Source organism: Catenulispora sp. MAP12-49 (genome assembly GCF_041262705.1).
In the GTDB taxonomy this organism is placed as follows: domain Bacteria; phylum Actinomycetota; class Actinomycetes; order Streptomycetales; family Catenulisporaceae; genus Catenulispora.
The window spans coordinates 206,642-231,674 of sequence record NZ_JBGCCP010000009.1; the positions used below are offsets into that span (position 1 = coordinate 206,642).

The 25,033-nt window shown below is 72.0% G+C and carries 24 protein-coding genes; 5 read left to right on the forward strand and 19 right to left on the reverse strand.

The window, feature by feature from the left end:
- Positions 1 to 115 precede the first annotated feature (115 nt).
- The 7 genes from ABIA35_RS19190 to ABIA35_RS19220 form a co-directional block, all read right to left on the reverse strand.
- A complete protein-coding gene (locus ABIA35_RS19190) occupies positions 116 to 922 on the reverse strand; it encodes a hypothetical protein (protein WP_370341300.1) in 807 nt (268 codons plus the stop codon).
- Positions 923 to 978: 56 nt separating this feature from the next.
- A complete protein-coding gene (locus tag ABIA35_RS19195; protein ID WP_370358771.1) occupies positions 979 to 2,025 on the reverse strand; it encodes a low specificity L-threonine aldolase in 1,047 nt (348 codons plus the stop codon).
- Positions 2,026 to 2,090: 65 nt separating this feature from the next.
- Positions 2,091 to 3,455: a class II 3-deoxy-7-phosphoheptulonate synthase gene (locus ABIA35_RS19200; RefSeq protein WP_370341302.1), complete on the reverse strand. Its 1,365-nt coding sequence runs from the start codon at positions 3,453 to 3,455 to the stop codon at positions 2,091 to 2,093.
- Positions 3,456 to 3,688: 233 nt separating this feature from the next.
- On the reverse strand, positions 3,689 to 4,363 hold the full coding sequence (locus tag ABIA35_RS19205) for a response regulator (protein WP_370341303.1): 675 nt from the start codon (positions 4,361 to 4,363) through the stop codon (positions 3,689 to 3,691).
- Entirely contained in the window at positions 4,360 to 5,637 is a 1,278-nt protein-coding gene (locus tag ABIA35_RS19210; RefSeq protein WP_370358772.1) for a sensor histidine kinase, read from the reverse strand. Before ABIA35_RS19210 ends, ABIA35_RS19205 begins: the two co-directional genes overlap by 4 nt.
- A 110-nt stretch (positions 5,638 to 5,747) precedes the next feature.
- The gene (locus tag ABIA35_RS19215) at positions 5,748 to 6,773 is read right to left on the reverse strand and encodes an SMP-30/gluconolactonase/LRE family protein (protein ID WP_370358773.1); all 1,026 of its coding nucleotides are present in this window, start codon (positions 6,771 to 6,773) and stop codon (positions 5,748 to 5,750) included.
- 75 nt (positions 6,774 to 6,848) lie between these two features.
- Positions 6,849 to 7,877 carry a 6-phosphofructokinase gene (locus ABIA35_RS19220; RefSeq protein WP_370341306.1) on the reverse strand — a complete coding sequence of 343 codons (1,029 nt, stop codon included), beginning with the start codon at positions 7,875 to 7,877 and terminating at the stop codon, positions 6,849 to 6,851.
- 220 nt (positions 7,878 to 8,097) lie between these two features.
- Here ABIA35_RS19220 and ABIA35_RS19225 point away from each other — a divergent pair, with 220 nt between their 5' ends.
- A complete protein-coding gene (locus ABIA35_RS19225) occupies positions 8,098 to 9,399 on the forward strand; it encodes an alpha/beta hydrolase family protein (RefSeq protein WP_370341307.1) in 1,302 nt (433 codons plus the stop codon).
- A 49-nt stretch (positions 9,400 to 9,448) separates the two neighbouring features.
- On the opposite strand, the gene ABIA35_RS19230 is transcribed toward ABIA35_RS19225, so the two are convergent.
- From ABIA35_RS19230 to ABIA35_RS19250, 5 genes are all read right to left on the reverse strand, one after another.
- On the reverse strand, positions 9,449 to 10,162 hold the full coding sequence (locus ABIA35_RS19230) for a maleylpyruvate isomerase family mycothiol-dependent enzyme (RefSeq protein ID WP_370358774.1): 714 nt from the start codon (positions 10,160 to 10,162) through the stop codon (positions 9,449 to 9,451).
- 91 nt (positions 10,163 to 10,253) lie between these two features.
- Complete coding sequence (locus ABIA35_RS19235) at positions 10,254 to 10,685, reverse strand: GNAT family N-acetyltransferase (protein ID WP_370341309.1); 432 nt, start codon at positions 10,683 to 10,685, stop codon at positions 10,254 to 10,256.
- Positions 10,685 to 11,389, reverse strand: a complete 705-nt coding sequence (locus tag ABIA35_RS19240) for a response regulator (protein WP_370341310.1) — start codon at positions 11,387 to 11,389, stop codon at positions 10,685 to 10,687. The genes ABIA35_RS19235 and ABIA35_RS19240 overlap by 1 nt, the downstream gene beginning before the upstream one ends.
- A gap of 19 nt (positions 11,390 to 11,408) precedes the next feature.
- Positions 11,409 to 12,764 (reverse strand): MacS family sensor histidine kinase, encoded by a 1,356-nt coding sequence (gene macS, locus ABIA35_RS19245; RefSeq protein WP_370358775.1) that lies wholly within the window; start codon positions 12,762 to 12,764, stop codon positions 11,409 to 11,411.
- A 10-nt stretch (positions 12,765 to 12,774) separates the two neighbouring features.
- Positions 12,775 to 13,584 (reverse strand): lysophospholipid acyltransferase family protein, encoded by an 810-nt coding sequence (locus tag ABIA35_RS19250; protein WP_370341312.1) that lies wholly within the window; start codon positions 13,582 to 13,584, stop codon positions 12,775 to 12,777.
- Between the two features lie 143 nt (positions 13,585 to 13,727).
- Here ABIA35_RS19250 and ABIA35_RS19255 point away from each other — a divergent pair, with 143 nt between their 5' ends.
- Both ABIA35_RS19255 and ABIA35_RS19260 read left to right on the forward strand, forming a co-directional pair.
- Complete coding sequence (locus ABIA35_RS19255) at positions 13,728 to 14,501, forward strand: alpha/beta hydrolase (protein WP_370341313.1); 774 nt, start codon at positions 13,728 to 13,730, stop codon at positions 14,499 to 14,501.
- A 1-nt stretch (position 14,502) separates the two neighbouring features.
- On the forward strand, positions 14,503 to 15,147 hold the full coding sequence (locus ABIA35_RS19260) for a hypothetical protein (RefSeq protein WP_370341314.1): 645 nt from the start codon (positions 14,503 to 14,505) through the stop codon (positions 15,145 to 15,147).
- Here the strand turns inward: ABIA35_RS19260 and ABIA35_RS19265 are convergent, their stop codons facing one another.
- From ABIA35_RS19265 to ABIA35_RS19285, 5 genes are all read right to left on the reverse strand, one after another.
- Entirely contained in the window at positions 15,148 to 15,855 is a 708-nt protein-coding gene (locus ABIA35_RS19265) for an endonuclease/exonuclease/phosphatase family protein (protein ID WP_370358776.1), read from the reverse strand.
- 67 nt (positions 15,856 to 15,922) lie between these two features.
- Positions 15,923 to 16,861, reverse strand: a complete 939-nt coding sequence (locus tag ABIA35_RS19270) for an ROK family glucokinase (RefSeq protein ID WP_370341316.1) — start codon at positions 16,859 to 16,861, stop codon at positions 15,923 to 15,925.
- A complete protein-coding gene (locus ABIA35_RS19275) occupies positions 16,861 to 17,388 on the reverse strand; it encodes a DUF5304 family protein (protein ID WP_370341317.1) in 528 nt (175 codons plus the stop codon). The genes ABIA35_RS19270 and ABIA35_RS19275 overlap by 1 nt, the downstream gene beginning before the upstream one ends.
- Before the next feature lie 16 nt (positions 17,389 to 17,404).
- Complete coding sequence (locus tag ABIA35_RS19280) at positions 17,405 to 18,736, reverse strand: ArsA-related P-loop ATPase (protein WP_370341318.1); 1,332 nt, start codon at positions 18,734 to 18,736, stop codon at positions 17,405 to 17,407.
- The gene (locus ABIA35_RS19285) at positions 18,733 to 19,173 is read right to left on the reverse strand and encodes an SRPBCC family protein (protein WP_370341320.1); all 441 of its coding nucleotides are present in this window, start codon (positions 19,171 to 19,173) and stop codon (positions 18,733 to 18,735) included. The genes ABIA35_RS19280 and ABIA35_RS19285 overlap by 4 nt, the downstream gene beginning before the upstream one ends.
- A 255-nt stretch (positions 19,174 to 19,428) precedes the next feature.
- Here ABIA35_RS19285 and ABIA35_RS19290 point away from each other — a divergent pair, with 255 nt between their 5' ends.
- A complete protein-coding gene (locus ABIA35_RS19290; RefSeq protein WP_370358777.1) occupies positions 19,429 to 21,276 on the forward strand; it encodes a long-chain fatty acid--CoA ligase in 1,848 nt (615 codons plus the stop codon).
- Between the two features lie 129 nt (positions 21,277 to 21,405).
- On the opposite strand, the gene ABIA35_RS19295 is transcribed toward ABIA35_RS19290, so the two are convergent.
- Positions 21,406 to 21,828, reverse strand: a complete 423-nt coding sequence (locus tag ABIA35_RS19295) for a VOC family protein (RefSeq protein WP_370341322.1) — start codon at positions 21,826 to 21,828, stop codon at positions 21,406 to 21,408.
- Between the two features lie 4 nt (positions 21,829 to 21,832).
- Positions 21,833 to 22,273, reverse strand: a complete 441-nt coding sequence (locus ABIA35_RS19300) for a helix-turn-helix transcriptional regulator (protein ID WP_370341323.1) — start codon at positions 22,271 to 22,273, stop codon at positions 21,833 to 21,835.
- 93 nt (positions 22,274 to 22,366) lie between these two features.
- Here ABIA35_RS19300 and ABIA35_RS19305 point away from each other — a divergent pair, with 93 nt between their 5' ends.
- Positions 22,367 to 25,006 carry an ABC transporter gene (locus ABIA35_RS19305; protein WP_370358778.1) on the forward strand — a complete coding sequence of 880 codons (2,640 nt, stop codon included), beginning with the start codon at positions 22,367 to 22,369 and terminating at the stop codon, positions 25,004 to 25,006.
- Positions 25,007 to 25,033: the final 27 nt, after the last annotated feature.

Here is a 25,033-nt window from a genome sequence, read left to right on the forward strand (position 1 = left end):
ACTGCAACTGCAACTGCCGTCGACTCGGCCCCAACCATCGTGCCACCGAAAACACAACGCCGCCCGACCGAATCCGGTCAGGCGGCGCCGCTGTATCAGAGCTCTGATCAGCCGCCTACTTGGCCGCTGCCTTCTTCGCGGCGGTCTTCGCCGCCGGCTTCTTGGCGTCGTCGTCATCGTCCTGCGCGTCCTCGCGGGCCTTGACGTCGTCGGCCGACAGGAACTCGGCCGCGGGTCCCGTGCCGGTCTTGTGGAAGCGCAGCGCTTCCCACAGCGGGCCGGGGATGACGTGTATGCCGTAGTGCGCGCGGTGGTGGTTGGCGCACAGGACTTCCAGGTTGCCGGGGGACTCGGCCCACTTCTGGAAGTCCTCGTCGGTCTCGAAGTGCAGACCGAGGGCCTGCATGATCTTCTTCTCGTCGACCTGGTTGATCTGCGAGAACTCCACGTGGGTGTGGTGCAGTTCCGGCTCGCCGTCGCACAGGTCGTCGTCGATGATGCACTTCCACATGCCCTGGCGCTTCAGGCGCGACTTGGCCTGCTCGAAGAGGTGGTAGTGCGGGTCGTCCTCGCGGGGGGAGTGCTCGGGGACGTGCGTCAGGACGTGGACGGTGAGCAGCTGGTCGTGCTCGAGCGTCTTGCCGGTCGCCTTGGACACCGTCGGGTGCGTGGGCGAGCCGGTGCGGTGGGGTTCTTCCTTGGCGGCGGCGCGCGGGGCGGGCACGGCCTTCTTCGCGGCCGGCTTGTCGTCGTCCTTGTCGTCGGCCTTCGCGGCCGCGGCAGTCTTCTTGGCCGCGGTGGCAGCCTTCTTCGCCGCCGGGTGCTCTGGCGCCTCGGCCTTCTTCTCGGCCTCGGCGCGACGATGCGCCTCCTCCGGTCCGATCTCCTCCTCGGAACCGAACAGCTTGTTCATCCAGCCCATCGGGCTTCTCCCCACCTTGCTCGCTCGTGCGACAACCGGCTTAGCCGGGGCCGACCCTATGCCCTCTCAGGGGATTGCATCAAGACGGAGGAAACCACGTCGGCGGCGGTGTCACAGTCCTGAGCCGACACGTCCAGATGAGTCACGATCCGCAGCAGTTTGGGCCCGAAGGCGGAGATGCGCACGCCCTTGGCGAAACATTCCTTTGCCACTGCCGGGGCGTCGGCGGCGTCGACGAGGACGATGTTGGTCTCGGGCTCGCGCACCGAGGCGCCGGCCGCGCGCAGCGCCGTCGCGATCCGTCGCGCGTTCTCGTGATCCTGCGACAGCCGGCCCAGGTTGTGCTCCAGGGCGTAGTGCGCGCCGGCGGCCAGGATGCCGACCTGGCGCATCGAGCCGCCGAGGCGGCGGCGCAGCGAGCGGGCCTCCTCGGAACGGCCGGCCGGCAGCAACAGCAGCGAGCCGGCCGGGGCGCCCAGTCCCTTGGACATGCAGACCGACATCGTGTGCGCGATCGCGCCGTACTCCGTCAACGGCACGCCGGTGGCCGCGTGGGCGTTCCAGATGCGCGCGCCGTCCAGGTGCAGGCCGATTCCGGAGGCGTCCGTCAGGGCCCTGATGCGCTGGAGGGTTTCGAGGGGATATACCGCGCCGCCGCCGCGATTGTGCGTGTTCTCCACCTCCACCGCGCGGGTACCAACGGTGTAGCGGTCGCCGACGCGGATCATCCCGGCGAGGGCGTCGGGGTCCAGCAGCCCGCGCGCCGAGGGCAGGGTGCGGGTCTGGATCCCGGCGTGCGCCGCCAGGCCGCCGTTCTCGTGGGCCACGATGTGCGCGTCGGCGTCGCAGATCAGCTCCTCGCCGGGGCCGACCAGCAGGCGGATCCCGATGTGGTTGGCCATGATGCCGGTCGGGACGAACATCGCCTCCGGGAAGCCGAACAGGGCCGCGACGGCCTCCTCCAGCCGCCGGGCGCTGGGGTCCTCGCCGTACTGGTCGTCGCCGACCTCCGCGGCGGCCATCGCCTCGCGCATCGGCGCGGAGGGCTTGGTGACGGTGTCGCTGCGCAGGTCGATCGGGTACTGGGAATCAATGGTCGCCATGGGGTGAAACGTATCGCTCCCGGCCCGGCGGCGCCGGGTCGGGAGCGATGGGGGGACAGCGGGCTCTAGCGGCGGGCGCGCAGCATCTCCGCGACGAGGAAGGCCAGGTCCAGCGACTGGCTGCGGTTCAGCCGGGGGTCGCACAGCGTCTCGTAGCGGGTGTGCAGGTGGTCGAAGGCGATCTCCTCGCCGCCGCCGACGCACTCGGTGACGTCCTCGCCGGTGAGCTCGACGTGGATGCCGCCGGGGTGCGAGCCGAGGCCGTGGTGCACCTCGAAGAAGCCCTTGACCTCGTCGAGCACGTCGTCGAAGCGGCGGGTCTTGTGGCCCGAGGGCGCCTCAAAGGTGTTGCCGTGCATCGGGTCGCAGATCCAGGCCACCTGGTGGCCCTCGCCGCGGACCTTCTCCACCAGCGCCGGCAGCTTCTCGCGCACCTGGCCCGCGCCCATGCGCACGATGAAGGACAGCCGGCCGGGCTCGCGGTCGGGGTCCAGCCGGTCCAGGTAGGACAGCGCGTCGTCCGGGCTGGTCTTCGGGCCCAGCTTGATCCCGATCGGGTTGCTGATCCGGCTGAAGTACTCCACGTGCGCGCCGTCCAGGTCCCGGGTGCGCTCGCCGATCCAGATGTAGTGGCCGCTGGTGGCGTAGGGGTTGCCGGTGCGCGAGTCGATGCGGGTCAGCGCCGACTCGTACGGGAGCACCAGGCCCTCGTGCGCGGCGTAGAACTCGACGGTGCGCAGCTCCTCAGGATCGGTGCCGCAGGCCCGCATGAACTGCAGGGCGCGGTCGATCTCCCCGGCCAGCACCTCGTAGCGCTCCCCGGAGGGCGAACCGGCCACGAAGTCCTGGTTCCAGGCGTGCACCTGGCGCATGTCGGCGTAGCCGCCGGTGGTGAACGCGCGCACCAGGTTCAGCGTGGAGACGCTGGCCTGGTACATGCGCAGCAGGCGCTTGGGATCCGGGATGCGGGACTCGGGGGTGAAGTCGAAACCGTTGACGGAGTCCCCGCGGTACGCCGGAAGGGTGACGCCGTCGCGGGTCTCCATCGAGCTGGAGCGGGGCTTGGAGTACTGCCCGGCGATGCGCCCGACCTTCACCACCGGCAGCGAGGCCGCGTAGGTGAGGACGACCGCCATCTGCAGCAGGGTCTTGAGCTTGGCGCGGATCGCGTCGGCGGTGACGCCGGCGAACGTCTCGGCACAGTCGCCGCCGGTGAGCAGGAACGCCTCACCCCGGGCCACCGCGGCGATCCGGTCCTTGAGCTGATCCGCCTCCCCGGCAAAGACGAGCGGCGGATACGAGCGGAGCTCGGAGACGACGGCGCTCAGCTCGGCGGCGTCCGGCCACTCCGGCTGCTGGCCCGCGGGGAGCGCGGACCACGTGTCTTCGATGGATCCGGTCCCGGCCGGATTCCTGACAACTTCGCTCATTGAGCCAGCGTACGCGAAGCTTCGCCGTGCCCCGCGGACACGTCCAGAGCGTGGGACCGCGAAGACCGAGTCGCAGGACCGCCGGGTGCTGACCGGCTGTGACGGATGGTGTCTGTGGGGTAGTCGGTTCTGTGGAGGTCCGGCGGGGATGCGGGCGCGATGGTTTTCGAACGCATGTTCGCAGTCTAGGGCGGGGGTTGAGGGGCGCGCAGTTTAGGCCGTGCTCCCACTCGTCAGTCCAGCCACCCCGGCCGCGCCAGCCCCGACTCGTACGCCAGCACCACCAGTTGCGCCCGGTCGCGCGCGCCGAGCTTGACCATGCTGCGGCTGACGTGGGTCTTGGCGGTCAGAGGGCTCAGGACCAGGCGGTCGGCGATCTCCTCGTTGCTCAGGCCCGCCGCGACCAGGGCCAGGACCTCGCGTTCGCGGTCGGTCAGGGCCTTGATCTGCTCGGCGGCCGGGTTGGGGCCGGTGCGCTTGCTGCGGACCGCGAACTCCTCGATCAGGCGGCGGGTGACGCTGGGGGCCAGCAGGGCCTCGCCGGCGGCGACCGCGCGCAGGCCGCGGAGCAGGTCGGCCGGTTCGGTGTCCTTCAGCAGGAAGCCGCTGGCGCCGGCGCGGATGGCCTCGAAGACGTACTCGTCCAGTTCGAAGGTGGTCAGGATGAGGATGCGGACGCCGGAGAGCTTCTCGTCGGCGGTGATCAGGCGGGTGGCCTCCAGGCCGTCGGTGCCGGGCATGCGGATGTCCATCAGGATCACGTCCGGGGCCAGCTCGGCGGCCATGCGGTGGGCCTCGGCGCCGTCGGTGGCCTCGCCGGCCACCTCGATGCCGTCCTGCACCTCCAGCAGTGCGCGGAAGCCCGCGCGCACCAGCGCCTGGTCGTCGGCGAGCAGGACCCTGATCATCGGTGCTCCTGGTCAGTGAGGGTGGTGGATGGTCCGGCGGCGGGCGCTTCAGTCGAATCGACCACCGCGGCATAGGGAATGTGCGCGTCGACGCGGAACCCGCCGCCGGGTTGGGAACCGGCGGTGAGCGTGCCGCCGAAGGCGCCGGCCCGCTCGCGCATGCCCGGCAGGCCGTTGCCGCCGGTCGCGGTCTCGCCGAGCGGGCAGCCCCGGCCGTCGTCGGCGATGCGCAGGTGCAGGCCGTCGGCGGCCTCCACCAGGATGGTCGCGCGGCCGGCGCCGGCGTGGCGGACCACGTTCGTCAGCGACTCCTGCACGATCCGGTACCCGGCCTGGCTGACCGCCAGCGGCACCCGCTCGGGGTCGCCGACCACGCTGAGCGCGACCTTGAGCCCGGCGGCCTCGGCCAGCTCCACCAGGTGCCCCAGCCGTCCCAGGTCGGGGGCCGGGTCCCGGGGCGCGGCCCGGTCGCCGCGCAGCACGGTCAGCACCGAGCGCACCTCGCCCAGCGCCGAGCGGCTGGCGTCCTTGATCGCCGACAGCGCGATCCGGGCCTGCTCGGGGCGGCGGTCCATGACCTCCAGCGCCACGTTGGCCTGCACCGCTATCAGCGAGATCGAGTGCGCCAGGACGTCGTGCAGCTCGCGGGCGATCTCCAGCCGCTCCTCGCTGGCCTGCCGCCGGGACTCCTGCTCCCGGGCCTTGGCCTCCTGCTCGCGGGCCCTTTGCGCCTCCAGCGCGCGCTGGCGCAGCACGCGGAACAGCTCGGCCAGCGTCAGCAGGGCCAGCAGCCAGCCGGCGGTGAACAGGATCTCGGCCGGGCTGCTGCGCAGCTGGCCCGGCGCGCTGTGGGTCGGGACGAAGATCATCCCGATCGCGAACAGCACCGACGCGGTCCACACCTCGCGCCGGTACCCGGTGCCGCCGATGACGATCACGGCGACCAGCGCGTTCAGGAAGATCGGGCCGTAGGCGTAGCCCATCAGGAGGTAGAGCAGGGTCGCGCCGAGACAGACGGCGAGCGCGGTGCGCGGAAAGCGCCGCCGGTGATGCAGCGCGACGGGACCGGCGACCACCAGGACCCAGGCGAACCAGTCCAGGGACCGGATGTCGTACTGGCTGGTGGAACTGCTCGAGCTGTGCCAGTGGCCGTACGCGCCCCACGTCCCGAGCACGTCGAACACCAGAATGATCAACGGCAGCCCGACCGTCGACCGCTCCATCCACAGCCACGCCAGCCAGGGACGTGAGGGCGGCGGCGGCTGTTCGGTCATGGTTGAACGCTAGATCAGATCGCGGATCGCGGGTATCCGTCGTGCGGAGGCTGTGTCGCGCCGCCGCCTACTCCGGGGGGAGTATGCGCAGGTCCCGCCATGACCGTCCCTCAGCGCAGCCCGACCGCTGCGATGGCAGCCTCCGTCAGACTGCCCAGATACAAGGTCTCCCCACTCCGCCGCACAGCGGTGACCGCCTTGTAGCCGACACCCCACCCCCGCAGCTCCCGCACCTTCTCCCCCGTGCCGTCGACCGCGATCGCCCACGCCAGGTCCTTCTCCCCCGGCTGGAGCCGCTCGGGCGTGGACCACACCAGCGAGCGCAGGCGCGGGTGGCGGGGCAGGAGCCAGTCCAGGGCCGGGTCGCGCGGGGAGACCATGGCGATCCAGATCAGGCCGTCGGCGTCGCGGGTGAGGTTGTCGGGGAAGCCGGCCAGTGGGGCGCCGAAGGCAGAGGTGCGGCCGGCGTCGGGGCCCGCGAGCTCGACCCGGGTCAGGCAGTAGCCGCCGGTCTCGGCGACGACCGCGGCCGCGCCGTCCTCGATCAGCACGATGCCGTTGGCGAACGCGAAGCCGTCGGCGACCAGGTCCACGGCGCCGTCGCGGTAGCGGAACAGGCGGCCGGTCGTGGAGTGCTCGAACAGGTCGCCCCGGTACTCGTCGATATTGAAGTGCCGCGAGGACTGGGTGAAGTAGATGCTCCCGTCGGCGGCGACGGCCGCGTTGCTGCAGAAGATCAGCGGCTCTCCCTCGACCTTGGCGACGAGCACCTCGACCGTCCCGTCGGACAGGCGCACCTTCAGCAGTCCCCGGTACGCGTCGCACACGATCAGCGCGTCCTCGCCGAGCAGCTCCAGCCCGAGCGGGCGCCCGCCGGTGGTGGTGACGGCACCGACCCCGCCGTCCGGGGAGACGCGCAGGATGCGGCCGTCGGCCAGGCCGGTGAACAGCTCGCCGGAGGCGGCGACCGCGATGTGCTCCGGTCCGGCGCCCGGCAAGGGGATCCGCTTCAGCGGCGGCAGCGTCGCCACGTCGCCACGGCGGCGCACCGGCTGCGGGTTCGGCGGCGGGGTCCACCGCACCGCGGCCATCCGCGTCCGATGAGAGCCCTGAGAGCCCTGAGTGCGCTGAGCCATGAACGCCCCCTCCCGCCGGTCCGAAAATGAGGACGCTAGCGGGGAGGGGGCGAAAGCGCTAGATGCCGGGGCTGCCTAGCCGAAGAAGACCTTCGCCTCGTCGTACAGGGACATCGGCACCGTCTTCAGCGTCGCCGTCGCGTCCTTCAGCGGCACCCGGATGATGTCCGTGCCGCGCAGCGCGACCATCTTGCCGTAGTCGCCGTCGTGGACCGCGTCGATGGCGTGCAGGCCGAAGCGGGTGGCCAGCCAGCGGTCGAAGGGCGAGGGGGTGCCGCCGCGCTGGGTGTGGCCCAGGACGGTGGTGCGGGCCTCCTTCTTCGTGCGGCGCTCGATCTCGGCCGCCAGACGCTCGCCGATGCCGCCGAGGCGGACGTGGCCGAAGGCGTCCAACTCGCCGGAGGCCAGCTCCATCTGGCCGTCCTTGGGGGTCGCGCCCTCGGCGACCACCACGATCGGGGCGTAGCCGCGGGCGAAGCGGGACTCGATCCAGCCGCAGACCTCGTCGATGTCGAAGGTGACCTCCGGGATCAGGATCACGTTGGCGCCGCCGGCCATGCCGGAGTGCAGGGCGATCCAGCCGGCGTGGCGGCCCATCACCTCCACGATCAGCGCCCGGGAGTGGGACTCGGCGGTGGTGTGCAGACGGTCGATGGCCTCGGTCGCGACATGGACCGCCGTGTCGAAGCCGAAGGTGTAGTCGGTGGCGTTCAGGTCGTTGTCGATGGTCTTCGGGACGCCCACCACGTGGATGCCGTGGTCGTCGCCGAGCACGGTGGCCACACCCAGGGTGTCCTCGCCCCCGATCGCGATCAGGGCGTCCACGCCCTCGGCCGCCAAGTTCTCCTTGATCCGCTCGACACCGCCGTCCACCTTCAACGGGTTGGTCCGCGAGGATCCGAGGATGGTGCCGCCGCGGGGCAGGATGCCGCGCACCGCCTCGACGTCCAACGGCTTGGTCATCCGTTCCAGGGGGCCCTTCCAGCCGTCCCGGAAGCCCACGAACTCGAAGCCGTAATACTGCACGCCCTTGCGGACCGCAGCGCGGATCACCGCGTTCAGGCCCGGGCAGTCGCCGCCGCCGGTCAGCACTCCGATGCGCATGGCCACACTCCAATGTTCACGATGTGATCTGGGTCACCGTACGATCACCGCCACCGTAACCGCTACGAGACGGTAACGAGAAGCGGTTGATCACCTGCCGAGACACGCCGGTCACATCTGGTGATCTTCGTCCCGGGCCATGTCAGTCGGGGCGTGTCGCCCGGGGGCTTACACCCGCGGGCCGATGTGCTGCGGAATCGCCGCGTGACAGGGTTCGAACATGACGACCACACCGATCACCGGCCGCACCCGGCGCCCGACCCGCCGCACCGTCCTGGGGGCCGCGCTGGCCGCCGGGACCGCGGTTCCGTTGAGCCTGGCCGACCGGGCCTCGGCCGCCGCGAGCGCCGCAAACGGCATGACCGCCACAAATGCCGCTGCCACCACGAACGCCGCCGGCGCCGCCCACGCCTTCTCGCCGCGACCGGCCGCCGCCAAGAACTCCGGCGCCCCGGCGAGTCTGACCATCCCGCCGCCGACCGGCCCGCACCGCGTCGGCACCGTCAACCTGCACCTGGTGGACGACTCCCGTCCCGACCCGCTGACCCCGAGCCAGCGCTATCCGCTGATGGCCAGCATCTGGTACCCGGCCCGCGACACCGAGCGCTTCCCGACCGCGCCCTGGATGACGCCCGGCACCTTCCAGGCCTGGCTGGCCGACGTCGGCTTCCCCCCGACCAGCCTGCCGGTCCCGGACACCGCCGGGCACCTCGGCGCCCCGGTGGAGCGCGGCCGGCGCCCGCGCCCGGTCATCCTGTTCTCCCACGGCGCGCACGACCACCGCTCCGACACCACGACCGTGGTGCAGGAACTCGTCAGCCACGGCTACGTCGTGGCCACCGTGGACCACACCTACGACGCCTTCACGCAGTTCCCCGGCGGCCCGGTCCTGAGCCCGGTCGGCGCCGTCAACGTCCCGGAGTCGCCGAGCGACTTCGCCGCCGACCTGAAGTTCCTGTTGGACACCGTCCACGCCATAGCCGCCGGCCACAACCCCGACGTGGACCGGCAACCGCTGCCCGCGGGCCTGGCCGGCAGCCTGGACCTGGAGCGGGTCGGCGTCTTCGGCTGGTCCAAGGGCGGGACCGCGGCCACCCTGGAGACCATCGCCGACGACCGGGTCCGCGCCGGCCTGGCCTTCGACGGCCCGATGGAGCCCACCATCACCACCGACCTGGACAAGCCGTTCATGATGATGAGCGCGGTCTTCACCCGGGAGAGCGACCCCGACGCCCAGGAGTTCTGGACGCACCTGAAGGGCTGGCGGCGGTACTGCGAGCTCCAAGGCGCCGAGCACATCTCGTTCACCGACAGCGAGGGCCTGATCCTGCCGGCGGCCGCGCTCCTCGGGCTGGACGAGGCCGGAGTCCAGGGCTTCGTCGGCACCATGGACCCGAACGAGGGCGTCCGGATCCAGCAGGCCTACCCGCGTGCCTTCTTCGACCTGCACCTGCGGAACCGGCACAGCAAGCTGCTGGACGGGCCCTCGCCGCAGTTCCCCTCGGTGAAGTTCGTGGCCTGAGGGCCGGAGCGGTCCGAACTGGATCGGGGCGGGTCAGGGCACCAGCAGGTCAGGGCACCAGCGGCGCCTTGACCACCCGCTCCCCCGCCTCCCGGTCGCCGTTCCACACCAGCCCCGAGGCGTCCGTCCCGATCCGGCCCCACAGCATCAGCGCCAGGTCCGAGGCCGTCCCGGCGACCTCGGACACCGGCTCGCCGGGCCCGTGCTCCCAGGACCGGCCGACGTCCGTGGCGGTCAGCCGCAGCGCGGTCGCGGGCTCGGCGGCCAGTCCGCGCTGGACCATGCGCGGCGCGAACAGTTCGAACACCTCGCTGACCGCGTCGACGGCGAACGCCGGCTCGAAGGGCTCGGCGGCGCCGAGGGCGTTCTGCGCGTCCCAGCGGTGCATCCGGGTCTCGTGCGCGCGCCGGCGCTGCCAGAAGCCGACGGTGCGCGGCATCAGGCTGCTGAAGGTCCAGGCCTCGGTGGCGGCGTCGGCGGACAGCGCGGTGGTGATCTCCTCGACGGTGCTCAGGTACCAGGTGTGCAGGGACGCCGGGTCGTGCGGCGCGGTGCGCTCCTGGTCGTTGCGGCCGTGGCCCTCCTGGACCGCCGTGGCGACCCACAGGTTGCCGTTGCCGAGGTGGTCGACCAGCTCGTAGAGGGTCCACGGCGCGCAGGAGGGCACCTGGCGGCCGAGGTCCTCCTTGGTCAGGCCGACGAGCAGCGTGCCGAAAGTGTCCAGCTCGGAGCGCAGGACGCCGAAGAAGTCGAATTCACCCATGGGCCGGAACCTACCGGAGCGGCCCCGCCGCCGCGTCCGATGACCGCCAGGAGAGGCAGTACTGAGTGGCAGTACTGGGAGGCAGCGGCCGTCAGTCGAGGCGCTTGAACATGTGGACGTCCTCGGCGTCGCCCGGGATACCGCGCGTACGGCCGGTCTCGACGTAGCCGTGGCGCTGGTAGAACTCCGGGGCCTGGAACGTGAACGAGGACACCGCGACCCGGTCGCAGCCGCGCCGCCGGGCCTCGTCCTCGGCGGCGCGCAGGATCTTCGAGCCCCAGCCGTCCTGGCGGGAGTCGGCGCGCACCCACAGCATGCTGATCCCGCACAGCCCGGCCCAGGTCCAGGCGGTCAGGCCGCCGACGATCGCGCCGGCGTCGTCGGTCACCTTCACCGAGAAGACGTCCTGGTCGGCCTTGGTGGTGCCGGTCGCGGCGAAGTTGAACTCGTCCAGCCCGGCTTCGAGAGCCTCGGAGAGCTCCGGGTCGCGGCCGCCGGTGGTCAGGGTGGTCAGGGTGGTCATCAGTCGTCCTCGTCGAGCCCTTGGGCTATCGCGTAACGCACCAGCTCGACACGGTTGTGCAGCTGAAGCTTGTTGAGCGTGTTCTGTACGTGGTTCTGCACCGTCCGGTGCGAGAGCACCAGGCGGTCGGCGATCTGCTTGTACGACAGCCCCTTGGCGACCAGCCGCAGAACCTCGGTCTCGCGCTCCGTGAGCCGCGGGGCGTCCGCGCCGGCCCCGGTGCCGGAGCCCGCCGGCGTGATCGCCAGCTTGCGGAACTCCCCGAGCACCAGCCCGGCCAGGCCGGGGGTGAACACCGGGTCGCCGACCGCGATGCGCTCCACCGCCGCCAGCAGTTCCTCGCGGCTGGCGGACTTCACCAGGTAGCCGATGGCGCCGGCCTTCACCGCCTGGAGCACGTCCTGCTGCTCGCCGGAGGCCGAGAGCACCAGGACCTTGACGTCCGGGTCGGCGGCGACCAGGCGGGCGGTGACCTCCGCGCCGGAGAGCTTGGGCATCTGCATGTCCAGGACCACGACCTGCGGGCGCGCGGCCGTCCCGCGCCGCACCGCCTCCTCGCCGTCGCCCGCGGTGGCCACCACGTCGTACCCGGCCTCGGCGAGGTCGCGGGCCACCGCGTCGCGCCACATCGGGTGGTCGTCGGCGACCATGACCCTGACCTGAGTGTCCACGGTCCCCGACCCTATCGAGGGCTGCCCACTCATCGCACCATCCCTGTGGCGCTCACCGCAGGGCCTTGCGCAGCGCCGACACCGACGGGGCCGCGCCGCGCGGGACCGGCGGGCGCGGCACCCGCATCTCGACCTCGGTGCCCTGGCCCGGGATGGAGACCACCTCGACGCTGCCCCCGACGTCGGCCAGCCGGCCCCGGATGGAGTGCGCGACCCCGAGGCGGCCGGCCCGGCGGGCCTCCTCCAGGCGGCCCTCGGGGATGCCGGGGCCGTCGTCGCGGACGGTCACGATGACGCCGTCGCCCTCGTCCTCGACCAGGATCCAGGCGCGGGCGCCGAGGCCGTCGGCACCGGGGCCGCCGTGCGCGCGGACGTTGTCCAGCGCGGCCGCGGCCGCCGCGGCCACCTCGCGCGCCACCGGGCTCGGCAGCGCCACCGGCGCCCCGGGCCCGGCCAGCGTCACCCGCGGGCCGGTCAGCCGGCCGAGCAGGGCGCACAGGTCCAGGTCGACGGGGTCGACGGGGTCGGCGCCGTCGGCTCCGGCCTCCTGCTCGACCTCGTGCCAGCTGTGCACCAGCGCCCGCAGCGCCAGCTCCTGCTCCCCGGCCATCAGGCCCAGGTCCCGGCCCGCGCCGCCGATCTCCGCGCCGCGCCGCTGGACCAGGGCCAGCACCTGCAGCACGCCGTCGTGGATGTCGCGGGCCAGGCGCTGGCGCTCGCGGGTGGCGGCCTCCAGGCGCTGGGCCCGCACCAGGGTGAGCTCGGCGGTGCGGCCGAGCTCGGTGACGTAGCCGATGGCCGCGCCGGTCAGCACCATCAGCACGATGTTGTGGATCGAGTCCGGACTCAGCGCGCCGCGTTCGAGAAGGTCGGCGCCGCCCATCAGGGCCGCCGCGCCCACGCCGCCGCGCCATCCCAGTGCGATGGCCGCGGCGATCACCGGGGCCGAGGACCAGACGGTGGGCAGGGTCAGGGCGCCGTCCTGGATCCGCGTCGGGGTGTCGACCAGGACGGTGCTCAGGACCGCGGCCGCGCCGACGGCGAGGTCGGCGGCCAGGAAGGACAGCAGCGCGCGCCGGGGCGTGGTGGTGCGGTGGTAGACGATGCCGGTCCAGGCGGTCCACACGGACATGGTGAACAGGACCGCGATCGCCGGGCCGATGTGCGCGTACTGGTTGTAGGAGGCTGCGAAGCGGGCTATGGCGTAGAGGAGGGCCAGGGAGCGGAAGAAGCCGAGCGCGCGCCACAGGGCGGTGTCGACGGCCGAGCGCGGCTCCGGCGCGGCGGCGGCAAAAGCCGGCGTGGCGGTCTTCTCGATCGACCCGGCCGACCCGGCGAGCGCCTCCACAGCCCCCTCGATGACCGGCTGCGGCACCGCAGCCGCCGCCGGCTCCCCCAGCCCGCTCATCGCTCCCCGCTCATTGCCGCCGGGCGTCCTCGTCGGCCTCCTGCTGCCGCTGCTCCTCGATCGCGGCGCGGCGCTCCTCGGCGGCGGCCTTCTTCGCCTCGGCCCGCTGCTCGGCGCGCTCGGCGGCCTTCTCGGCGGACAGGATCTTCTTGGCGTCGGTGGCGTACATGTCGACGTACTCCTGTTCCGACAGGTCCAGGAGCGCGTACATGATCTCGTCGGTGATGGACCGCAGGATGTAGCGGTCGTCCACGGCGCCGGGGACCTCGCGGTAGCGGGAGAAGTCCAGCGGTTCGCCGAAGCGGACGCCGACCCGCTTGATCTTCGGCATCACCTGGCCGGTGGGCTGGATCTCGTAGGTGCCGACCATGGCGCAGGGCACGACCGGGATGCCGGACTCCAGCGCGATGCGCGCGATGCCGGTGCGGCCCTTGTACAGGCGTCCGTCGGGCGAACGGGTGCCCTCCGGGTACAGGCCCAGGGCCTTGCCCTCGGACAGGATCCGCAGGGCGGTCTTCAGCGCCGGGTCGGCGGCCTTGCCGCTGGAGCGGTCGATCGGCACCGAGCGCACGCCGCGGAAGAAGGCCGCGGTCAGCCGGCCCTTGACGCCCTTGCCGGTGAAGTAGTCGCTCTTGGCCAGGAAGTACACCGGCCGCGGGACCATCAGCGGCATGAAGAAGGAGTCGGAGAAGGACATGTGGTTGCTGGCAAGGATGACCGGACCCTCGGCCGGGATGTTCTCCAGGCCCTTGGCCCACGGACGGAAGAGCACCCGGAGAAGCGGCCCCAGGAAGATCACCTTGAGCAAGCCGTAGAACAACCGTCTGCCTCTCCGTAGGGCGGTATGCGCGTACAGTGACTCCATACCGTCAACGCGCGGGGTCTTCTTCGGGTTTCCGAAGCGAACACTACTGCGTGCGGCGTCGCTGTACTCCCCCCGTCCGCCGTGGAACGATGGTGACCATGACCGCGCCCGTGCTCCCCGGTGCCGAACCCTTCTCGCACGACTCCGAGCCCGCAGGCCCGCGCATCGGCGTACTGCTGTGCCACGGCTTCACCGGCTCCCCGCAATCCCTTCGCCCCTGGGCCGAGCACCTGGTGGAGGCCGGTTTCGGGGTGCGGCTGCCGCGCCTGCCCGGCCACGGCACGCACTGGCGGGACATGCAGGTCACCACCTGGGACGACTGGTACGCCGAGGTGGACCGGGCCTTCCACGAACTGCGGGCCGGCTACGAGCAGGTGTTCGTGATGGGCCTGTCGATGGGCGGCACGCTCACCCTGCGCCTGGCCGAGCGGCACGGGGCCGAGGTGGCCGGGATCGTGCTGGTCAACGCCTCGGTGAAGCCCGACAAGGCGGTCCTGAAGGCGGTGCCGGTGCTCAAGCACCTGGTGCCCAGCGTCGCCGGCATCGGCAACGCGATCAACAAGCAGGGTGTCAGCGAACTGGCTTATGACCGGGTGCCGCTCAAGGCCCTGGACTCCTTCGCCGGCGGCTGGCGGACCGTGGCGGCCGACCTGCCGAAGGTCACGCAGCCGACCCTGTTGTTCCGGTCCACCGCGGACCCGGTCGTGCACCCGTCGAACAGCGCCGTGATCTTGTCCCGCATCTCCTCCACCGACGTCACCGAGCAGGTGCTGGAGAAGAGCTCGCACGTGGCCACCCTGGACCACGACGCGGAGCGGATCTTTGCCGGAAGCGTGGAATTCGTCCGGCGGGTCGCCGGGTTGGGGAATTGATGTGAGCACCGCCAGCGAACAACCGGGTCCCGGTCTGCCCGAGGAGCCCGTCGAGTCCATGGAGCCGGCCGAAGGGCCCGCCGAGGAGGTGGCGACGGCCGCGGGGGCCGGCGCCGACGTGGCCGCCGAAGCGCCGGAGCCGTCCGAGCCCGAGAACGAGCCCACCGCCCCCGCCGACCATCCCGAGACCGAGGAAGAGCGCGTCGCCCGCGAGCGCGTGGAGTTCGACAAGCTGGTCGCCGCCTTCCACGGCGAGTCGGCCCCGGACCCGCAGCCGAACCGCCCCGACAGCTCGGCCCCGCGCAAGATCGTCCGCTACCCGGTGCTGGACCCGCGCCCGGAGTGGCCCTCGGAGATCCTGGAGCCGAGCGACGAGACCACCTCGGACCCGCTGGACCACGTCGAGCACTACGAGCAGCCCGATCCGCCGCTGCCGCAGGTCGCCGCCGCGACCCTGGCGTCCTGGGTGATGTTGCTCGGCGGCGTGGGCTTCCTGGTGCTGCACACGCTGCTTCAGTGGCAGACGCCGGAGTACCTGGGCTGGCTGGCGGTGATCGGCGTCTTCGGCGGCATCATCTCCCTGGTGATGCGGATGAAGCCGGACCGCGACGAGTACGACGACCCCGACAACGGCGCGGTGGTTTGATCAGATCCGCAGGACCGCCAGCACCGGCAGGTGGTCGGTGGCCAGCGCGGTGTCGGCCGGACTGACCAGGTCCGTGGGAACCCCCGCGCGCACCACGTCGATGTCCCGGGAGACGAACACCGCGTCCAGCCGCTGATACGGGTTCTTGCCGGTCGAGGTGAACTCCGCCCCGAACGGCGCGGCCATCCACGCGTCCGCCAAGCGGTCGGTGAGGATGCCCCACTCGACGCTGCCGGGGTAGCTGTTGAAGTCCCCGGCCAGGATCCGCGGCTTGGTCTGGTTGCGCTCCGCGAACCCGTCGAGATGCCCCAGCACCTCCCCGGCCTGGTAGACGCGCTGCTCCAGGTTCATGCTCAGGTGCGTCCCGGCGACGGTGAACCGGCTGTCGCCGATCTTGAGCGCGGCCAGCGCCAGTCCCCGCAGGTGGTAGCCCCGGCGGTGCTCCAGGTAGAGCACCTCGGTGTCCTCCACCGTGACGTTCGGCCCGGCCAGCAGCAGGTTGCCCGAGGCGTCGGCGCCGCCGGCCACGATCTTCAGGCCGAACGAGGCCGCCATCGTCCGGGCGGCGCGGCGCCACCCGAAGAAGCGCGGCGACTCCTGGATGCACACCACGTCGGGAGCGCATGAGCGCACGACGCGTGCCAGGGCTGCGCGGTCGTCTCGTAAGGACCGCACGTTGTAAGTGAGTACCCGTATCGTCTCCTCCATAGCGATCACCACGCTAAGCGGTGATCGCTATGGAGGAAAGTGCTGGGGTCCTTGTGAGACCAGAGGTTCAGACCCGGGCGAGGTCCGCGGCGCCGATCAGACCGGCGTCCGGCCCCAGCGTCGCGGTCAGCACCTGCGCGTACGGCCGGTGCCCCTTGCCGGCCAGCTTGCGCCGGTAGGCCTCGGCGGCCGGGGCGCGCAGCAGGTCGCCGGCCTCGGAGACGCCGCCGGCCAGCACGAAGGCGCTGGGGTCCAGCAGCGCGGCGATGTCCGACATGCCCTGGCCGAGCCAGTCGGCGATCTCGTTGAAGGCCGCCAGCGCTATCGTGTCGCCGTTGCGGGCGGCCTCGGTGACGTGCGAGCCCTGGATGCCCTCGACGGTGCCGTCGCCGAGCGCGAGCAGCTCCTTGGCCCGCCCCGTGGCCGCGGCGGCGCGCTCGCGGGCGGCGCGGACCAGGGCGTTGCCGGAGGCGTACTGCTCGAAGCAGCCGCGGTTGCCGCAGCCGCAGGGCCGGCCGTCGGGGACCACGCGGTAGTGGCCGGGCTCGCCGCCGATGCCGAAGCGGCCGCGGTACAGGGAGCCGCCCAGGATCAGGCCGCCGCCGATGCCGGTGCCGACGGTTATCACCACGACGTCGTCGTGGCCGGCCGCGGCGCCGAACTTGGCCTCGCCCCAGGCCGCGGCGTTGGCGTCGTTCTCCACGACCACCGGCAGGCCGATGCGCTCCTCGATGCGGTTCTTCAGCGGCTCGTTGACCCAGGAGACGTTGGGGGCGAACAGCACGGTGGCGCGGTCGGCGTCGATGAAGCCGGCGGCGCCCAGGCCCACGGCGACGACCTCGTGGTCACCGCGGACCTTGCGCACCGCCTCGGCGATGGCGTCGGCAGTCTGGTCGGAGTTCTCCGGAGTGGAGACCTTGACCGAGTCGAGGATCTTCCCCTTCTCGTCGACCACGCCGGCCAGGATCTTCGTGCCGCCGATGTCTACGCCGATGGTGAGAGTCATTAGTCCCTGTTCTTCTGTTCGGACGGATCGATCCGGTCCACCCGTTCGACGATGATCTTCTCCTGCTGTCCTGCCTTGTCGCCGCCGGGACCGGAATCCCGCCAGGACTGCTCGGAGCCGCGCACCGCCGACCGGAACGCCGCGGCGACCTCGCGGCCGGCGGCGCCGAGGTGGCGCGCCACCTCAGGGTACGACTGGACCGCCGGGGCCACGACGCGCGCCTCGAGGGCCGACCAGAGCTTGCGCGCCTCATCGGCGAGCGTCCCGAGATCCTCGCGCACCCCGGTGGGCCCTGTCGAGCCGGGACCGGGCGGTGTCCGTTCCTCGGAAGCCTGCGCGGCGCGGCCGGCGGAGCCGGGGTCCGCGTTGTCCGTTTCGGGGGTCTTGTCGCCCTGAACTGCGCCGATGCCGCCGATGCCGCCGTCGCCGGCGTCATCGCCGACGGCGCTGTCGGCGCTGTCGGCAGCGGCCGGGCGCGGCGGGATGTCCTCGAAGGGGATGTCGTCTTTTTTCTGGTTATCGCTCACGGCTGGGTCCCTCCCGTCACCGGTCACCGTTTTGGGTGTCTTCATCACTATGATCCGCCAGGAACCGCTCGGGCCACAGGCTCTCGTCCGGTTTGAAGCCGACGCGCAGCACGCCGTCCGAGATCCGGGCCGAGGCGATGCGGCAGCGGCGCAGCGCCCCGGGCAGCGGGAAGGCCCGCCGCTGGGCCGCGACGCCCGGGACCTCGACGCTGACCACCAGCTCGTCGCCGGAGCGCACCAGGCCGAGCTGGTCCCGCTCCACGCCGGGCAGCGGCAGGTCGTAGCGGTAGCCCTCGCCCTCGCTCAGCATCACCGGCTCCGGCGGGTCGGCCAGGCCGGGACCGGGATCCCCGCCGGCGTAGACCGCCTCGCCGAGGGCTTCCAGGGCCGCGACGCCGAGCGGCTCGGCGTCCTGGCGCGGCACGTCGGCCAGGGTGTCGGCGTCGGCGCGCAGGCCGTGCAGGGCCAGCAGGGTCGGGGTGGCCTGCAGCAGCGGCTGCACGGCGGCCGCGGGCGAGCCGACGATCCGCACCACGCTGCCGGGGTGCACCAGCGAGGCCCGCACGGCGGCGATCTCGGCGGCGGCGTTGTCGGTCCACTGCGTGACCATCGCGAACGGGGTCGGCAGGCCGACCAGCCCGGCCAGCAGCGGACGCAGCGCGCGGGCGGCCTGGCCCTCGATGGGCCGGACCCGGCGCAGCGCGGCGGCGGCGGTCTCGGGCCAGGCCAGCATCGCCAGCGCGGCCTTCAGCGGCGGGCCGTCCACCACGACGGTGTCCCACTCCGAGGAGCCCACGGCCGAGGCGATCTCGCGCAGCGCGAGGATGTCCGGCAGGCCGGGGACCGGCCCGAGCTCGGTGGCGTCCGGCGCCGTGAGGCCGGCGGCCGCCAGCGGGCCGGTGAGCAGCTTGGCGAGGTCGACCAGCGCGGTCTCGGTGGCCGCGGCCGGGTCGAAGCGGCGGACGGTGAGGTTGGCCAGCGCGGTGCGGCGGACGGCCGAGGCGTTCGCGGCGCTCGGCTCGCCGGAGTCGTCGGCGTTCCCGGCGTTCCGGGTGTCCTCGGAGCTCGCGGTGACCTCGATGTCCTCTGAGTCTGCGGCGGCGGAGTCTGCGGCGGCCCCGGAGTCCTTCAAGTCGTCGAAGTCGTCGTCGAGGGCGTCATCGATGTCCAGGACGTTTCCGTCCCCGGAGACACCCGACGCGCCGAGCACCGCGGCGAGCTCCCCGGCGTCGGCGACGCCGAGCAGTAAAGTCCGGTGTCCACTGCCCGCGGCCCGCAGCGCGGTCGCCGCCGCCAGGGTCGTGGTGCCCGCGCCGCCGGGGCCGGTGAGGAAGAGCAGCCGCGTCACGCCGAGATCGCCTCGACACGCTTCTTCAGCCCGGACAGCGCGCGGTCGATGATCAGCTTCTCGACCTTGCGCTTGAGCAGGCCGACCATCGGCAGCTTGACGTCCACCGCGAGCTGGTAGGTGACGTGGCTGCCGGCGTCGGTCGCCTCCACCACATAGGAGCCGTCCAGCGCCCGCATCATGTTCGAGGACAGGAGAGTCCAGCGGACCTCAACGTCCGAAGGGTATTCGTAAGCCAGGGTGTGCTCGTCGCGCAGCGCGCCGGCGTCCATGCGGTACCAGGCGCGGGTGGCGCGGCCGGCCTCGTCGCGCTCCTCGATCCGCGCTTCCTTCACTTCTCCGGCCCATTCCGGATAGGACTCGAAGTCGGTGATGACCTGGAGTACGGCCTCTGGCGGGGCCGCGATGTCGATGCTGGACTTGGTGCGCTCGGACATGGCCCGCCTCCTCGCCGTCGGTGGATGCGGCCAAGGCTATCGCGTACGCCACACCTGACGGCCGGTCGAGGGTCGCGGCAGGGCATGATGGTGTCCGACGGCCCTTGCCATGGGCAGGAGTCGTACAGGTTACAAAACAGCATCAAGTACTACCTACCGGTTGGTAATAAGCAGTAGCGTCAGGGCGCGCCTCGACCCCACGCGGCGCCCGGCCGCCCCGTCGTCCGGCCTCGAAGACGAGGAGTCAAGACAACCGTGCGTGAGTTCAGCGTCCCGCCGCTTTACGAGGTCGGCGCCACCGGCAACCTGACCGACGTGGTGCACAACGCGGCCGAGAAGGCCCCGGCCGCGGCGCTGCTGGGCCGCAAGGTCGGCGGCGTATGGCGTGATGTCACCGCCAAGGACTTCCTCTCCGAAGTCACCGCCTTGGCCAAGGGCATCGCCGCCTCCGGAATCGCGGTCGGCGACCGCGTAGCCCTGATGTCCCGCACCCGCTATGAGTGGACGCTGCTGGACTTCGCGCTGTTCGAGGCCGGCGCCGTGGTGGTGCCGGTGTACGAGACCTCCTCGGCCGAGCAGGTCGAGTGGATCCTGTCGGACTCCGGCGCGGTCGCGGTGTTCGCCGAGACCGACGGCAACGCCGCGTGCGTGGAATCCGCTCGCACCGGCCAGACCGGCTCCAGCATCGGCGGCGCGCCGAACGTCCGGCAGGTGTGGACGATCGAGCCGGACAGCGGCAAGGGCGCGGTCGAGGAACTGACCGCGGCCGGCACCGCGATCAGCGACGAGGACCTGGCCGAGCGCCGCCGCGCGGCCACCCCGGAGTCGCTGGCCTCGATCATCTACACCTCCGGCACCACCGGCCGGCCCAAGGGCTGCGTGCTGACCCACGGCACGTTCCTGGCCGAGTGCGAGAACGTGACGCGCATGGCGTCCGCGGCGTTCAACGACTCCGGCTCCACGCTGCTGTTCCTGCCGCTGGCGCACGTGCTGGCCCGGGTCATCCAGACCGCGGCGCTCACCGCGCGGGTGAAGCTGGCGCACTGTTCGGACACCAAGAAGATCGTCGAGGAGCTGGCCGGCTTCAAGCCGACCTTCATCCTGTCGGTGCCGCGGGTGTTCGAGAAGGTCTACAACGGCGCGTCGCAGAAGGCGCACGCCGAGGGCAAGGGCGCGATCTTCGACAAGGCCGCGGCCACCGCGATCGCCTGGTCGCGCGCCGAGTACGCGGGCAAGGTCCCGATGGGCCTGAAGGTCAAGCACGCGGTCTTCGACAAGCTGGTCTACGGCAAGCTGCGCGCGGCCCTGGGCGGCAACGCCACGCTGGCCGTCTCCGGCGGCGCGCCGCTGGGCACCCGGCTGGTCCACTTCTTCCACGGCATCGGCCTGCAGGTCCAGGAGGGCTACGGCCTGACCGAGACGTGCGCGGCGATCACGCTGAACCCGATCGGCAAGGCCCGCCCCGGCACGGTCGGCGTCCCGGTCCCCGGCGCCTCGGTCCGCATCGCCGAGGACGGCGAGATCCTGCTCAAGGGCCCGATGGTGTTCTCCGGCTACTACCACAACGACGCCGCCACGGCCGAGGCCATGCAGGACGGCTGGTTCGCCACCGGCGACATCGGCTCCCTGGACGCCGAGGGCTATCTGTCGATCACCGGCCGCAAGAAGGAGATCCTGGTCACCGCCGGCGGCAAGAACGTCGCCCCGGCCGTCCTGGAGGACCGGATCAACGCCCACCCCCTGGTGAACCTGTCGATGGTGGTCGGCGACAAGCAGCCCTTCATCGGCGCCCTGGTCACCCTGGACCCGGAGTCCCTCCCGACCTGGGCCGCGGCCCACGGCAAGCCGGCGGACTGGACCATCGCCGACGCCGCCGAGGACACCGGCGTCCGCGCCGAGATCCAGAAGGCGATCGACGACGCGAACCGCGCCGTCAGCCACGCCGAGGCGATCAAGAAGTTCGCGATCCTGGGCACGGAGTGGAGCGTCGAGGGCGGGCAGGTGACGCCGTCGATGAAGCTGAAGCGCAACGTGGTCATGCTGGAGAACTCCACGGATGTGGAGGCGCTGTACGCCGGGGTCGGGTCGACGACCGGCTCGTGAGGCAGCTGCCGCGCCGCACGCGCAGAGCGTGAAGGCGCGGAGAACATGAAGGAGGGCGTCCCGGTCGGGACGCCCTTCTTGCTGCCGAAGATCTGGTGATGTGACTCATCGTGGCCGAAGAGCCGCCGGCTACCCCATCTCGCGCGGCGTCATGAGCCGGATGTGGTTGCCGGAGGGGTCGCGGAAGGACGAGTCGCGGCCGTAGAGCTCGTCGCTGGGCTTCTCGATGAACTCCACGCCGCGCTCCACCAGGGCGGCGTAGTCGGCGTCCACGTCCTCGGTGGTCAGGAAGACCGTGCCGGCGAAGCCCTTGCCGGTCAGCTCCTCCACCTTGGCGCGGGTGGCCTCGTCCATGAGCGGCTCGCCGACGATCTTCATCAGCACGATGCTGACGTCCGGCTGGTGCGCGGGGCCCACGGAGAGCCAGCGGAAGTTCCCCATCTCCGGCACCGTGATATCCGCCCGGACCACGAAGCCGAGCTTGTTCGTGTAGAAGTCCAGGGCCACGTCCTGGTCGTGGACCCAGAGCTGAGTGCTGCTGAAGGAGATCATGGGCTCACGCTAGGCCGCCGGGCGGCGCGCCGTCTTCTCGAAACGTCCGGTTCTTCGGCCGTCCGTAGGCGCGCAGCACACAGCCCGGGACCTGCACGAAGTGCGCCGCCGGCGGCGCGGCGGCCCGGTAGGCGGCCGGCGGCAGGCCGTAGACCCGGGTGAAGCTGGTGGTGAACGACCCGACGCTGGTCAGCCCGACCGCGCAGCAGATGTCGGCGACGGCGTAGTCGGTGTGCCGCAGCAGCGCCGCGGCCCGCTCCAGGCGCCGGGTGAGCAGGTAGGCGTGCGGCGACTCCCCGAAGGCGCGCCGGAACTCCCGCGAGAAGTGCGCCCGCGACAGCCGCGCCGCCGCCGCGAGGTCGGCGACGGTCAGCGGCTCGGCGTAGCGCGCGTCGGCGAGGTCTTTGGCGCGCTGCAGGTGGCGGGCGGGAGGGACGGGGGCCACGCTGCGAGGGTAGCGCCGGGCACCGACACGCGCCGCCTCGCGCGCAGGTGCGCCGACGTGCGCCGCCCAGCGCCCGCCGATACCGTGACTGGCATGGTCGACAAGCCCGCCGAGCAGCACGGAGCGGGCTCGGACCCGGCCGGTGCTCCGGACCCCGCCGGTGCCGGCGCCGGCCCGGCCCCCGTCGCCGACCCGATGATCCGGGTCCACGACGCCACCGAGCACAACCTGCGCCACGTCGACGTGGCGGTGCCGCGCGACCGGGTCGTGGCCTTCACCGGGGTGTCGGGGTCGGGCAAGTCCTCGCTGGCGTTCGCGACCGTCTACGCCGAGGCCCAGCGCCGCTATCTGGAATCGGTGGCCCCCTACGCGCGGCGCCTGATCGAGCAGGCCGGCGCGCCGCGGGTCGGCGGTATCAGCGGTCTGCCTCCGGCGGTCGCGCTGCGGCAGCAGTACGGCGCGGGCAGCGCGCGCTCCAGCGTCGGGACCGTCAGCCGGGTGTCGAACGTGCTGCGCATGCTCTACTCGCGCGCCGGCACCTATCCGGCGGGCGCCGAGCCGGTCGACTCCGACTGGTTCTCCCCCAACACCGCCGCCGGCGCCTGCCCGACCTGCCACGGGCTCGGCCGCCGGTACACCGTGGACGAGGACCGGCTGGTCGGCGATCCGGAGCTGAGCATCCGCGAGGGAGCGGTGGCTGCCTGGCCCGGGGCGTGGCAGGGCAAGAACTACCGGGACATCCTCGGCGAGCTGGGCATCGACATCGACGCGCCGTTCCGGACGCTGCCCGCCGAGCGGCGGCACTGGCTGCTGACCACCGAGGAGCAGCCGGTCGTGACGGTGCATCCGGTGCGGGAGGCGCATCGGATCACCCGTCCTTATCAGGGCACATACATGTCGCCCAAGAGCTGGGTGCTGCACACCTACGCCACCACCAAGAGCGCGTCGCTGCGCGCCAAGGCCGCGTCGTTCCTCACCGAGGAGCCGTGTCCGACGTGCGAGGGGCGCCGGCTCAACCGCTTCGCGCTGAGCATCACCATCGCCGGGGTCGATATCGCCGAGGCCACCGCGCTCCCCCTGACCGAGCTGGCCGATCTGCTGCGCCGGGCCCGCGTCCATCCCGACACCGCCGCGCTGTCGCCGGAGCGCCGTCAGGCCGCCGAAGCGCTGATCGGCAACCTGGAGGAGCATCTCAAGACCCTGACCGAGCTCGGCCTGGGCTACCTGGGTACCGACCGCACGACTTCCACGCTGTCCGGCGGCGAGTTCCAGCGGCTGCATCTGGCCACACAATTGGGCAGCGGGTTGTTCGGCGTCCTGTATGTGCTCGACGAGCCCTCCGCCGGTCTGCACCCGGCCGACACCGAACTGCTGCTGACCGCGTTGCAGCGGCTGCGCGCCGCCGGGAACTCGGTGTTCGTGGTCGAGCACAATCCGCGGGTGATCGCCGACGCCGACTGGATCGTGGACCTCGGGCCGGGGGCCGGCACGCATGGCGGCCGGGTCCTTTACAGCGGACCGGAAACCGGGCTGAAGGACGTCGCCGAATCGGCCACCGCGCGCTACCTGTTCGGGGACGCGCCGAGCATCCGGCCGGACACGGTCCGGGCGCCGTCCTCGTGGCTGACGCTGTTCGACGTCACGCGGCACAACCTCGAACGGCTGACCGTCCGTTTCCCGCTCGGCACGCTGACCGCCGTCACCGGCGTCTCCGGCTCCGGCAAGTCGACGCTGGTCGGCCAGGTCCTGGCGGCGACCGTGCGGGACCACCTCGGCACCCCGGCCGCCGCGGACGTCTCGGACGTCTCGGACGCCGACCGGGACGGCTCGCAGGACGAAGCGGCCGCGCTGGACGACGACCGGATCGTCGCCGTCCCGAAGGCCGACGGGCTGGACGCCGTGCAGCGCCTGGTGCAGGTGGACCAGAAGCCGATCGGCCGGACGCCGCGCTCGAACCTGGCGACATACACCGGGCTCTTCGACGCGGTGCGCAAGCTATTCGCGGCTCAGCCGGTGGCCAAGGAGCGCGGATACACGGCCAGCCGCTTCAGTTTCGCCCGCCCGTCTCCCACCACCGCCCGTTACGGAGACGCTTCGCGCCACAGTGACATTCGCGACGGCCGCTGCCCGAACTGCCAGGGCGAGGGCGTGGTGAGCGTCGAACTCCTCTTCCTGCCGACCGAATCCGCGCCGTGTCCGGTATGCCACGGCGCGAGGTACAACCCCGAGACGCTCCAGGTGCTCGTCGCCGGCAAGTCGGTCGCGGACGTGCTCGCGCTGAGCGTCGAGGACGCGCTGGGCTTCCTGGACCGGCTGCCGGCCGCGCACCGCATCCTGCGCCTGCTCGACGACATCGGCCTGGGCTACCTCACCCTCGGCCAGAGCGCCACGACGCTGTCCGGCGGCGAGGCCCAGCGGATCAAGCTGGTCAGCGAGCTGCACCGGGCACGGCGCGGCCACACCCTGTACCTGCTCGACGAGCCGACCAGCGGACTGCACCCGGCCGACGCCGACCTGCTGCTGGCGCGATTGCAGGAACTCGTCGACCAGGGCAACACGGTGATCGTGGTCGAGCACGACATGCGCGTCGCGGCGGCCGCGGACTGGCTGCTGGACCTCGGACCCGGCGCCGGTGCCGACGGCGGCCGGATCGTCGCCGAGGGGACGCCGGCCGAAGTATCCGGTGGCGGATCCGGGCACACAGCGCGATTCTTGGCTGCGCACGCCTCTTAGAGGTTTGCCCATACCTCTTAGAGGGCT

Excerpts from the sequence above, each read along its gene's own strand:
- ABIA35_RS19195 (WP_370358771.1), bottom strand. The coding sequence starts at position 2,025 with ATGGCGACCATTGATTCCCAGTACCCGATCGACCTGCGCAGCGACACC.
- ABIA35_RS19305 (WP_370358778.1), top strand. The coding sequence starts at position 22,367 with ATGGTCGACAAGCCCGCCGAGCAGCACGGAGCGGGCTCGGACCCGGCC.
- ABIA35_RS19285 (WP_370341320.1), bottom strand. The coding sequence starts at position 19,173 with ATGTCCGAGCGCACCAAGTCCAGCATCGACATCGCGGCCCCGCCAGAG.
- ABIA35_RS19270 (WP_370341316.1), bottom strand. The coding sequence starts at position 16,861 with ATGACTCTCACCATCGGCGTAGACATCGGCGGCACGAAGATCCTGGCC.
- ABIA35_RS19230 (WP_370358774.1), bottom strand. The coding sequence starts at position 10,162 with ATGGGTGAATTCGACTTCTTCGGCGTCCTGCGCTCCGAGCTGGACACT.
- ABIA35_RS19255 (WP_370341313.1), top strand. The coding sequence starts at position 13,728 with ATGACCGCGCCCGTGCTCCCCGGTGCCGAACCCTTCTCGCACGACTCC.
- ABIA35_RS19235 (WP_370341309.1), bottom strand. The coding sequence starts at position 10,685 with ATGACCACCCTGACCACCCTGACCACCGGCGGCCGCGACCCGGAGCTC.
- ABIA35_RS19220 (WP_370341306.1), bottom strand. The coding sequence starts at position 7,877 with ATGCGCATCGGAGTGCTGACCGGCGGCGGCGACTGCCCGGGCCTGAAC.
- ABIA35_RS19225 (WP_370341307.1), top strand. The coding sequence starts at position 8,098 with ATGACGACCACACCGATCACCGGCCGCACCCGGCGCCCGACCCGCCGC.
- ABIA35_RS19210 (WP_370358772.1), bottom strand. The coding sequence starts at position 5,637 with ATGACCGAACAGCCGCCGCCGCCCTCACGTCCCTGGCTGGCGTGGCTG.
- ABIA35_RS19200 (WP_370341302.1), bottom strand. The coding sequence starts at position 3,455 with ATGAGCGAAGTTGTCAGGAATCCGGCCGGGACCGGATCCATCGAAGAC.
- ABIA35_RS19295 (WP_370341322.1), bottom strand. The coding sequence starts at position 21,828 with ATGATCTCCTTCAGCAGCACTCAGCTCTGGGTCCACGACCAGGACGTG.
- ABIA35_RS19215 (WP_370358773.1), bottom strand. The coding sequence starts at position 6,773 with ATGGCTCAGCGCACTCAGGGCTCTCAGGGCTCTCATCGGACGCGGATG.
- ABIA35_RS19265 (WP_370358776.1), bottom strand. The coding sequence starts at position 15,855 with ATGGAGGAGACGATACGGGTACTCACTTACAACGTGCGGTCCTTACGA.
- ABIA35_RS19205 (WP_370341303.1), bottom strand. The coding sequence starts at position 4,363 with ATGATCAGGGTCCTGCTCGCCGACGACCAGGCGCTGGTGCGCGCGGGC.
- ABIA35_RS19190 (WP_370341300.1), bottom strand. The coding sequence starts at position 922 with ATGGGCTGGATGAACAAGCTGTTCGGTTCCGAGGAGGAGATCGGACCG.
- ABIA35_RS19240 (WP_370341310.1), bottom strand. The coding sequence starts at position 11,389 with ATGAGTGGGCAGCCCTCGATAGGGTCGGGGACCGTGGACACTCAGGTC.
- macS (WP_370358775.1), bottom strand. The coding sequence starts at position 12,764 with ATGAGCGGGCTGGGGGAGCCGGCGGCGGCTGCGGTGCCGCAGCCGGTC.